Annotated in this window: 11 protein-coding genes; 1 reads left to right on the top strand and 10 read right to left on the bottom strand. The window is 67.8% G+C overall.

The window, feature by feature from the left end; translation table 11 throughout:
* From AB4Y99_RS20220 to AB4Y99_RS20200, 5 genes are all read right to left on the bottom strand, one after another.
* On the bottom strand, nucleotides 1–682 hold a 682-nt coding region (locus AB4Y99_RS20220; protein WP_441524577.1), incomplete at its 3' end, for an ABC transporter permease.
* Between the two features lie 165 nt (nucleotides 683–847).
* Nucleotides 848–2,083, bottom strand: coding sequence for a metal-dependent hydrolase family protein (locus tag AB4Y99_RS20215; protein WP_133561614.1), 1,236 nt, complete (start codon nucleotides 2,081–2,083; stop codon nucleotides 848–850).
* Between the two features lie 118 nt (nucleotides 2,084–2,201).
* Nucleotides 2,202–3,437, bottom strand: a complete 1,236-nt coding sequence (locus tag AB4Y99_RS20210; RefSeq protein ID WP_441524576.1) for a metal-dependent hydrolase family protein — start codon at nucleotides 3,435–3,437, stop codon at nucleotides 2,202–2,204.
* Nucleotides 3,438–3,647: 210 nt separating this feature from the next.
* On the bottom strand, nucleotides 3,648–4,319 hold the full coding sequence (locus AB4Y99_RS20205; protein ID WP_051987774.1) for a TetR/AcrR family transcriptional regulator: 672 nt from the start codon (nucleotides 4,317–4,319) through the stop codon (nucleotides 3,648–3,650).
* Nucleotides 4,320–4,484: 165 nt separating this feature from the next.
* A complete protein-coding gene (locus AB4Y99_RS20200) occupies nucleotides 4,485–6,035 on the bottom strand; it encodes a CopD family protein (RefSeq protein WP_441524575.1) in 1,551 nt (516 codons plus the stop codon).
* Between the two features lie 81 nt (nucleotides 6,036–6,116).
* Here AB4Y99_RS20200 and AB4Y99_RS20195 point away from each other — a divergent pair, with 81 nt between their 5' ends.
* Nucleotides 6,117–6,272: a hypothetical protein gene (locus AB4Y99_RS20195; protein WP_441524574.1), complete on the top strand. Its 156-nt coding sequence runs from the start codon at nucleotides 6,117–6,119 to the stop codon at nucleotides 6,270–6,272.
* Here the strand turns inward: AB4Y99_RS20195 and copC are convergent.
* From copC to AB4Y99_RS20170, 5 genes are read right to left on the bottom strand one after another with little or no spacing between them, the layout of a single operon-like run.
* The gene (gene copC / locus AB4Y99_RS20190) at nucleotides 6,262–6,615 is read right to left on the bottom strand and encodes a copper homeostasis periplasmic binding protein CopC (RefSeq protein ID WP_441524573.1); all 354 of its coding nucleotides are present in this window, start codon (nucleotides 6,613–6,615) and stop codon (nucleotides 6,262–6,264) included. The genes AB4Y99_RS20195 and copC overlap by 11 nt on opposite strands.
* 38 nt (nucleotides 6,616–6,653) lie before the next feature.
* Complete coding sequence (locus AB4Y99_RS20185; protein ID WP_191122991.1) at nucleotides 6,654–7,460, bottom strand: ABC transporter ATP-binding protein; 807 nt, start codon at nucleotides 7,458–7,460, stop codon at nucleotides 6,654–6,656.
* Entirely contained in the window at nucleotides 7,454–8,473 is a 1,020-nt protein-coding gene (locus AB4Y99_RS20180) for an ABC transporter permease (protein ID WP_441524572.1), read from the bottom strand. Before AB4Y99_RS20180 ends, AB4Y99_RS20185 begins: the two co-directional genes overlap by 7 nt.
* A complete protein-coding gene (locus tag AB4Y99_RS20175) occupies nucleotides 8,460–9,482 on the bottom strand; it encodes an ABC transporter substrate-binding protein (RefSeq protein ID WP_441524571.1) in 1,023 nt (340 codons plus the stop codon). The genes AB4Y99_RS20180 and AB4Y99_RS20175 overlap by 14 nt, the downstream gene beginning before the upstream one ends.
* A gap of 50 nt (nucleotides 9,483–9,532) precedes the next feature.
* Nucleotides 9,533–10,069: an OsmC family protein gene (locus AB4Y99_RS20170; protein ID WP_038361988.1), complete on the bottom strand. Its 537-nt coding sequence runs from the start codon at nucleotides 10,067–10,069 to the stop codon at nucleotides 9,533–9,535.
* Nucleotides 10,070–10,325: the final 256 nt, after the last annotated feature.

The raw sequence follows: 10,325 nt of genomic DNA, 5'->3' as shown, positions 1-10,325 counted from the left end.
GCGTCGTGCGGCCTGGCCCGACCAGGAACAGGCTCATCTCGAGGTTGCCGAAGGAGGTGACGAAGCCGAACAGCGCGGCGGCGACGAGGCCTGGCCGGATGCTCGGCAGCGTCACGCGCCAGAAGGTCGTGAACGGTCCCGCGCCCAGGTTCTGCGCCGCCTCCTCGATCGAGCGATCGAAGCCTGCGAGGCTCGCCGTCACCAGCCGGACCACCCAGGGGACGACGACGAGCGTATGCGCCGCGATCAGGCCGCCGAGCGAGCCCATGACCGGAATCTCAGTCGCGATCTCGACTTCGATCTGGAAGACATAGGTCGCGGTGCCCAGCACGATGCCCGGCATCACCAGCGGCAGCAGCAGCAAGGTCGAGACGCCCGGCCCGAACGGAATGCGATGGCGAACCAGGGCGAGGCTCGCCGGCACGCCGAGCGCGAGCCCGATCAGCGTCGAAGCGACCGCGACCTGGAGGCTGAGGATGAAGCCGTCGATGAAGGGTTTGTTGTTCGCTGCAGCCGTAAACCACTGCAGCGAATAGCCCTCCGGCGGAAAGGAGGGGATCTCCTGCCTGAAGAAGGCGAGCCAGGTGACGAAGATCAGCGGCAGCAGGATGAAGCCGAGCGCGAGCGCGGCCGCGCCGTTGAGCGCATAGCGACCCCATTTCAGCGAGCCGCTTCCCGTCACCGGGCCGTCCCGCAGTGCCGGCCGCCGTCGCGCCGCCCGATCGCCTTCACCACTGACAGTACCCCTGATCCATCTCTAAGGCCGCGAAGCTGGGCAACAAGTTACAAACAGTCAAGCCGGTTTCTTATCCATATCGTGACCAAGAGGGAGGCAAGCAGGCGTCGTTCAGTGCAGCGTGTTCTTGTGGAAGACTCCACCCTTGATGATCGCGGCCAGATGCTTCCCCTGCTCCTGAAACAGGCCGAGATCCTTGAGCGGATCGCCGTCGACAAGGATGAGGTCGGCATAGGCGCCGGCTTTCAACGTGCCGAGCTTGCCCTCCATGCGCAGGATTTGGGCACCGACCGTCGTCGCCGAGCGGATGATCTCGATCGGCGAGAGCACTTCCCGCCGCAGCAGGAACTCGCGGGACTGTTCGACCTGGAGCTGACCGAGCAGGTCCGAGCCGAAGGCGACCGGCACGCCGGCGCGCTTGCAGATCTCCAGCGAGCGCAGGCCTCCGTCGATGACGAGGTCGTTCTTGGCCAGCATGTCGCCGGTCATGCCGAATTCGGCGGCGCGCTCCTTCATCGCGTAATAGGCGACGAGGTTGGCGGTCAGGAACATGCCGTTCTGCGCCATCAGCTTGGCCGAGGCGTCGTCGATCAGATTGCCGTGCTCGATCGCGCGCACGCCGCATTCCGCCGCCCGGGTGATCGCTTCCGGCGTATAGGCATGGGCACAGACATAGCGGCCGAAGGCCTTCGCCTCCTCGACCGCGGCCTTCACCTCATCGACGCTGAACTGCATCGAATCCAGCGGGTCATAGGGGCTGGCGACACCACCCGACATCATGATCTTGATGTGGTCGGCACCGAGCCGCATCTGCTCGCGGGCCGATTTGCGCACGGACGACACGCCGTCCGACACGTTCATCGTATAGGCCATGGCGTTGCAGCAATGGCAGCGCCCGCCGAAATCGGTGCGCCGACGCGGGTCGCTGTGACCGCCGGTCGGGCCGATCGCCGCACCGGCGATGAAGAGCCGCGGACCGGCGACATCGCCTTTCTCGACCGCTTCCTTGATGCCCCAATCGGCGCCGCCGGTGTCGCGCACGGTGGTAAAGCCGCGATCGAGCATGCCCTTCATCAGCCGGACGGCGCGCGCCGTCATCAGCGTCAGCGGCATGCTTTCCATGCTGCGGATATAGACCTCGGAGAGGAAGACATGGACGTGGCTGTCGATGAGGCCGGGCATCAATGTGCGCCCGCCGCAATCGATCACGTCGGCCTTCGCAGCCTTCAGCGGCTTTTCCGACAGCTCGCGGATCGTGTCGCCCTCGACGACGAGCTCGTAGCCGCGCCGCAGCTCGCCGAATTCCGGTTCGAGCAGGGCGAAGTTCTTGAAATGCAGCGCCGTCATATCCGCCTCCCGTCACGCAGGCCGGCCGAGCGATGCGGCCGGTATTCTGAAATAGTGCGCATGCCCTCAAGCGCGTGTCGACGGCCGGTCTCCCGGGAGGAGCCGGCCACGACCCCGCTCAGTTCAGGCTCGTCCGCTTGATGAAATCGCCGCCCTTCATGATCAGCGGCATGTGTCGCCCCTGCCGCGTGAGGAGCGACAGATCCTGCAGCGGATCGCCATCGACGACGACGAGGTCGGCATGGGCGCCCGGCGCCACCGTCCCGATCTTGCCCTCGAGCTTCAGAAGCCTGGCCGCGATGAAGGTCGCGGAGGCGATCACCTCCTGCGCCGGCAAGGCCCGGCCGCGAATGACGAACTCCTCCGACTGGTAGCGATGCATCTCGCCGAGCAGGTCGCTGCCATAGGCCATGGGCAGCCCCGCCTTCTGCATGATGCGCAGCGAGTCCATGCCGGCCGAGCGCACGACGTCGACCTTCGCGACCGAATCCGGCGGGAAGCCGAGCTTCGGCCCGTCCGAGACCAGCTTGTCATAGGTCACCAGCGTCGGCACCGCGACGGCGCCCTTCGTGGCCGCGAGCTTGGCCGTCTCGGGCTGGATCAGGTTGCAGTGCTCCAGCGAATGCACGCCGGCCTCGACGCAGCGGCGGATCGCCTCGTCGGTATAGACGTGGGCGGAAACATAGGTTCCCGCCATCCGGGCTTCTTCGACGATGGCTTCGAGCTCGCTGACCGAATAGCCGAGAAAGTGGATCGGGTCGGTGGGCGAGGCGCAGCCGCCATTGGCCATGATCTTGATGAAGTCGGCGCCGCCCTTCAGCTCCTCGCGCGCCGCACGGCGAACATCGGGGACGCCGTCGCAGATGCGCCCGAGCGCGCCCAGGCGATGGCGCTCGATCACGCTCGGGCGGTCGTCGTAGCGGCCACGGAAATCGGCATGGCCGCCGGTCTGGCTCAGCGCCTTGCCGGAGATGACGAGGCGCGGCGTCAGGAAATGTCCCTCTTCCGTCGCCTGCTTCAGGCCGAAATCGGCGYCCCCGACATCGCGCACCGTGGTGAAGCCGCGCAGCAGAATCTCGCGCATGATCACGAAAGAGCGCGCGGTCACGAGCGAGTCCGGCAGGCGCGCATTGGCGCCGAGATCGGCTACGCCGGCGACGACATGGACATGGGCGTCGATCAGCCCCGGCATCAGGGTGCGGCCCTTGAGATCGACGGTCCTCGCCTTGGCGGATGTCACCGCCTGGCCAACCTCGCGGATCGTTCCGCCCTCGACGAGGACGCTGACCGGCTCAGCCGGCTCGGGCGCCGTGCCATCGACGATGCGGGCATTGGTGAAGAGGGTTGCGGCCACGGGGCTGTTCCTTCGGGCGAATGGGCTTGAGGCGATGGAGCGGGATCAAGCCGCGCCGGCGGCGGCGCGAGCAGCGAGGAAGGCAGGCACTTGCCCCGTTCGGGTCGGTGAGCCCGGTGAACGACCCTTCGGGAACGGCGAAATCAACGCCGCGCAGCACGTGTACGCCGTAGAAGGAGAGCTTCAGCCCCGCGATCGTCAGCGCTGCGTTCAAGACGCCGCCCTGTGTTTCCCGGCCATGACCGGCTTGATCGGAAATTGCTGGCGTACCTGGCCCTTCCAGAACTGAAGCATGCCGTCATAGTAGGTCGGATCGTTCGGCCGTAGCACCGTCTGGCTGATCATGCCGCGCACSAGGCACATCGTGGCGTTCATCACCGTGCGCGTATGGTCGGGGTCGGTTCCGGCGCGGACGGCGAGCGCCGTCCAGATCGCGTCCAGACCGGCATGGAACTCGCGAACGGTCGGGATGAGCTGCGCCCGGAAATCGTCGTTGTGGCGCGCCTCCGGCAGGAATTCCATCGTGACGTAGAAAAGGCGGTCGTCCATCATCCGCCAGATGTAGTCGACGATCTCGTCGCTCGAGCCGCCGCGCGCGATGAACTCTTCGGCGAAGCGATGCAGGTCACGCGCGGTCCTGCTGAGCAGATCGGCGACGGAGGCGCTGATGATCGCCTCGCGGCTGGGGAAGTGATGCGTCAACGCGCCGCGCGAAACCCCGGCTCGACGTGCTATTTCCGGTGTCGAGGTGCGGGCAAGGCCGCGATCGTGAAGAAGGTCGATCGTCGCCGTCAGCAACCGCGTTGAAGTCTCGGCGCTGCGTTCTTTCTGTGATCGCCTGTTGCCGCTCACGTCGAACTCTCTGGCATCGATCCAAGCCATCGGAAGGAAATCCGAGGCTGAGACACAATTTACAAACAGTCAAGATTGTTTTTGTGTCGCCGGGTGATCCGATTTGCGGCGAGCCCGTTGCGCGGATCAGCAAGAGAACGATCTGTGTCGATTGTCCGCGGAGATGGCCTTGGCACTCGGCGCCGGGGGCGGCCATCAGTGATGGAGACTGGCTCCATCCAGCGGGCGTCGACGAATCTCGGCGAACTCGGATGCGACCATATCCAACGTGGCGCYGTCTTCCGCCTTGAACGCGCGCCGTAGCCAACCATTCGCATCAACGAGAACCAGCGCCGGCGCCGTCGTGCTGGCGGTGACTTCGGCCAGGGCTGCCGCCAATGGCTCGGGATCCTCGACGGGGCAGTGCTCAGCCGCGGCGTCGACCTGCACCCGCGCGCCGGCCCCACGCGCGTCGCGTTCGATCCATACACGCAATGGCGCTCCGCTGCTGGACGTGACGAGGGTGCCGTCAGCGCAGCGGGCGACGAAGCCCGGCATGCGCACCGCTCCGGACCAGCGCATCTCCGGGGGCGAGAAGATGCGGGCTCCGGCGCGCAGGCGGATGAAGTCGATCAGCGACCAGATCGCGGCATCGTCCAGTTGCGCGCTCGGCGGCATCGGGCCGCTGCCATGACGGATCGACCAGAACAGCTCGCCGCCGGGGCGCCCGGCGATCAGCGGCGCGGAGAGGTCTGGCGGCCAGACGGATTGCGCGACCGCGACGGGGCCGCGCCCGCGCGCATCCGCGCCGTGGCAGCTCGCGCAATCGCGCTGGAACAGGCCCCGGCCCGTCGCGATGGAGCGCGCTGCATAGCCGGTCGGAGACAGTTGGAAGCTCGTTGGAACCGCAGCGACGACATAGGGGCGCCATGGCGGAATCTGGACGAAGGCCAACGCGATGGCCCCGGCGAGAAGGGCTGGCCAGCGCAGTTCGCGAAGCGATAGGGCGGTGGCGAAAAGCGCAAGGGCAATCGCCACAGGAGTCAGCAGGCGGAAAAGCCCATCGCGCAGATAGGCATCGTCCCAGAAGGCGGGCACCGGCCTGAGGGCGAAAGGCCAGGTCGGCTGTTCGTGGATCGCAGGTGGCTCGTTGGCCAGTGCCGCCGCAACGGCCACGATGGCCAGCCCGAGTCCGGTTTCGGTGGCGATCGACAGGGTGAGGGCACGCGTCGAGCCTGAGGTTGCCGCCGCGGGTACGAAGCGAAAGCGGTTGGCGGCAGCCAGCAGCAGGAGGCCGCCGAACAGGGCGATCTTGACGATCGCAAGCTGGCCGTATGCGGTGCCCATGAGCCCCGGCAAGGTGCCGACCAGCTCCTGCAGCTGAAGGACGGATGTGGCTGCGAGAACGGCGACGCAGGCCAGGCCGAGCGGCGTGAAGCGGCGGGCGAGCAGGGGCGCCTGGGCCGGCAGGAGCCAGCATACCGCCAGAAGGGGAGGCAATGCGCCGAGCCAAAGGCCGGCTGCCAGGACGTGAAGCCCCAGGGCCGCCGTTGTCCAGAAGCCGGTGGCGGCACCATGCCCGAGCAGGCCCTGCAGCAGGGCCGCGATGGTCATGAGAAGCAGCGCACCCGTTCGGGCAACGCCTTCGCCACGCAGGAGCAAGCCTGCAAGGACGAGCAGGCCGGCGCGCGCCAGCAGCACTTCGCCGAAGCGTGTCTCCGCGATGGCGGCAACGCTCGCGAGGTTGTCGAGGGGGCGGCCCAGCATGGCGCTGCCTTGCAGCCAGAACCAGACCGCCCCGCCCGCGAGCGCCAGGATGAGCGAGAGCCGGCTGCAGGAGGACAGCCGATGCAGCAGTTGCCGGCCGCCTGGCGTGGTGGCGAGCGGGCCTTGCGACAGCAGGCGAAAGGCCTCGATGCCGAGGCCGGACAGCAGGGCGGCGAGATGGAGCCAGCGGACCGCCGGCAGCGCCGCCCCGATCAGAGCGTCCACATCAAGGCCTGACGGTGAACCGATACTGCCCGGTGACGCGGTGGGTGTCGACCGAGGTCGCAGCCCATTCGACGCTGTAGGCTCCGGGCGAGACCRGCTTGAGCCGGACCTTCAGCGCCTTGCGGTCGCCCGGCACGGCCTCCGCCGGTGCCGCGCTGACGACCCCGCCACGCGCATCCTTGACGGTGATGCTGCTCAGCTTGACCTCGAGCTCCTCGGTGAAGCCGAGGGTGATCTCCGTCGGCGCGGCGACGGTTGCGCCCTCGGCGGGCGATGCGGTCTTGAGATGGGCATGGGCGAAGGCCTGCGATGTGGCCAGGGCAAAGGCGAGCGTCAGCCCGAGACGTCGAGACATGGATAGGATCCTGCGATGGGGAAGGGGAGATTGCGGACTCACCAGCTCGCGTCGAGCCCGAGATGGGCGAGCGCCTGCCCGCGCAATTCCGCCAGGCGCGGATCGCCGCGATGGCGCGGATAGGGCAGGTCGTTGACGATCTCGGCCTTGATCCGGGCCGGGCGCTCGCTCAGCACGATGACGCGCTGGGCCAGGAACAGCGCCTCCTCGACATCATGGGTGACGAGCAGGGTGGTGAAACCGCGCTGGCGCCAGAGCTCGGCGATCTCGGTCTGCATGGCAATCCGCGTCAGCGAGTCGAGCTTGCCGAGCGGCTCGTCGAGGATGAGCACGCTGGGATCGTTGACGAGGGCGCGGGCCAGCGCGGCGCGCTGGGCCATGCCGCCGGACAGCTGGCGCGGGAAGGCGCGTTCGAAACCGGCGAGGCCGACCGTCTTCAGGGCGTCGTCGACGCGGCCCTTCTGGCTGGCGAGCAGGCCGCGCGCCTCCAGCCCGAGCGCGACGTTCTTCCAGACCGTGCGCCAGGGATAGAGCGTGGGATCCTGGAAGACGACGACGCGGGAGGGATCGGGCGTGGTGATCTCCTCGCCCGCCGCCGCGATCCGGCCCTGAGAGGGCTGTTCGAGCCCGGCGACCAGCCTGAGCAAGGTCGACTTGCCGCAGCCGCTCGGCCCGAGCAGGGCGACGAATTCGCCGGCCCGGATCTCTAGATCGATATCGTCGAGCACCGGCAGCGGGCGGCCTTCGAGATCGAATTCATGCGAGACGCCGGCGATCGAGAGTTCGGCGCCGTTGGACGCGGGAATGCCGGTCGAGGGCGAGACAGCGAGCTGTGCGGCTACCATTTCACCACATCCTTCTGCCAGCCGAGCAACCGGTCGCGTGCCGAGAAGAGCAGCGTGATCAGCCCTGAGAAGATCAGCGCCATCACGATCAGCGCGCCGTACATGTTGGAATAGGCGGCCCAGCCCTGGGCCCATTGCAGGTAATAGCCAAGGCCGGATTTGACCCCCATCATCTCGGCCGCGACGAGCACCGAGAACGAGGCGCCGAGCCCCATGAACAGGCCGACGAAGACATGCGGCAGGGCGGCSGGRATCGCGACCTTGAAGATCAGGAASGMGCGGCSGGCGCCSAGYGTSCGGGCGACGTCGTAATAGGCCTTGTCGACGCTGGCGACGCCGGACCAGGTCAGCACCGTGACCGGGAACCAGGTGGCAAGCGCGATCAGGAAGATCGCCGCCGAGAAGCTCGACGGGAAGAAGAAGAACGCCATCGGCAGGAGCGCGGTCGAAGGGATCGGCCCGAGGAAGCGCAGCACCGGATGCACCCAGTAGCCGAGCCCGCGCGACCAGCCGATCGCGACGCCGGTGACGAAGCCGGAGATCGTGCCGAACAGGAAGCCCAGCGCCAGCAGGCGCAGCGAATGCAGCACGCTCTCGCCGAGCCGAGGCCAGTCCTCCGCATAGACCTCGACCAGCGCGGAGGGCGGGGCGAAGAAGGGCACCGGCAGCAGGCCGAGCTTGGCCGTCAGCAGGTCCCAGAYWCCGACGAAGAGCGCGAGCACGACGAGCCAAGGCGCGGCGCGGCCGAGGCGCCGGCCGAGCGGCGGCCAGAGCGCCCCAACGGCGGTCGCCAGCGCCAGCAGGACGGCCCAGCCGATGAAGCCGGCATTGGTCTCGCCGACATAGAGCGGGTCGGCAAAGCCCACCTTCTTGTTGGCGAGCAGCGTGACGGAGGCCGCCACTGCGGTCCAGGCCGCCGTGGCGAATGCGCCGCGCGCCAGGACCGAGCCGTCGACCTGCAGGCGTGGCTGGTCGAAGGCCGATGCGGAGCCGGTCTGCTCAAACGGGGACATGGGGCACGACCTTCTGCGCGAAGGCCTTGGCGTCGGTGTTCTTGCGGATCACGTTGACGAGCTTGAGCTGCTCGGTGAACAGCGCGACGTCCTCGCGCAGCGCCGCGCCGGTGGAGTGATGGTCGTGGGTGTGGCTGCGCAGGATCGCGGCCACGGTTTCGGGCGTGACCTTGGCCGGAACGAAAGGCGCGAAGATCTCGGCCGTCTTGTCGGGATTGGCCGCCGTCCAGGCCTGCGCCTCGACGATGGCGCGCGAGATCGCGCCGGCGACCTCGGGCTGGTCGCGGATCAGGGCGCCACGCAGGCCGAGCACGCAGCAGGTCGATTTCGCGTACTGGCCTTCGAGATTGGTGGCGAGCTCGACGAGCTTGTCGCGCTCGCGGATCAGGTAGAGATGCGGATCGTCGCCCGCGAGCGCCTGGACCTCGCCCTTCTTCAGAGCTTCGCCGAACAGGTCCTGCGGATACTGCACCCAGCTCACATCCTTTTCGGGGTCGAGCCCGATCTCGGCGAGGCGGATGGCGAAGAAGTTCCGCACCGGGCTCGCCGGATCGGTGACGGCGACCGATTTGCCCTTGAGGTCCTTCAGGCTGCGGATATTGGCGGCCTCAGGCACCAGCAGCCGCATGCAGCCGCCATGGGTGCCGACGGTGAGGCCGACATCGAAGCCCTGCTCCAGCGGCTTCAGCCAGCGGAGCGCCATGCCGATGCCGCCATCGGCATGGCCGGTCGCGATCGCCTGCAGCAGGGCGTCGGTCGGGCCGCTGAAATTCACCGGCTCCACCGCGAGATTGTACTTCTCGAACAGGCCCTGCTTCAGCGCGACCGAGATCGGCGACTGGCACACCGCCGTCTGCCCCCAGGCGAGCTTGATCGTCTGGCGCTGCTTCAGCGGCGTGGCCTGGGCGAAGGCATGGTGCCCGGCCAGGCCGGCGAGCGGCGCGGCGGCGAGCGCCGCGGCTCCGCGCAACAAGGTGCGGCGGGAGGGGAAGGTCGTCTGCTGGGTCATGGTCGCTCCTTGCCGCTTTGCACGCGGCTGCATGGTCGTTTGGGGAAGGGTCAGGCTGCCGCGCGGCTGGCCGGGACGCGCTCGACGGTGCCGCGCACCGTCACGCCCTGCCGGAGCAGGTTCAGGATCGGGCAGAAGCGCTCGACGGCCGCATTCAGGGCGTCGAGTTCGGTCACGTCCGTCGTGAGCCTGACGGTGTAGGACAGCTCGTGCGGATAGATCGGCGTGGTCTCGTGGCCGGGCGTTCCGGCGCGCGGGTCGAGCTGGCCGTGAACCTCGACCCAGACATCTTCCAGAGCGATCTGCTGGTCGGCGGCCTGGATCAGGTAGGTATGAGTCAGGCAGCTCGACAGCGCGCCGAGCAGCAGTTCGGGCGAGCTCGGCCCGAGATCGTATCCGGCGAAATCCGGCGGGCTGTCGCTGATCACCTGGAAGTCGCGGATGCGGATGCGTCGGACGCCGCTGCGCCCCTCGGCATGGGCTTGCGCCTGAAGTCGCAGGGGGCGGGCGTCCCCCGAGCGGGCATGAGCCTTCCGGCGCAGCAGGGCGTCGCGCTTCTGGGCGAGATATTCCGTGAGAGTGGACATGGCGGCGTCCCGGTCTGGCTTGATGAGGGAATCGGGGCAGGCGCGCTTTTCCGGTCGTGCAGCCACCATGGCGGCTGGCACGAGATCGCGTTGCCCGGGTTGTGAATGGGATCGAGGCGGGCGCGGAAAGGCGGCCCAGCTTCAGGTACCGAAGGTCAGAGCCGCCGGTGGAAGAGCAGGCTTGCCGCCGATTCTGCAGTGCTGAACGTCATGGACATTCGCGTCTCCAAAACAAAAGGAGCCCACGAGACATCGT

Source organism: Allobosea sp. TAB14 (assembly GCF_052113865.1).
Taxonomy (GTDB): domain Bacteria; phylum Pseudomonadota; class Alphaproteobacteria; order Rhizobiales; family Beijerinckiaceae; genus Allobosea; species Allobosea spartocytisi.
This window is presented reverse-complemented; position numbering and strand designations above follow the sequence as displayed.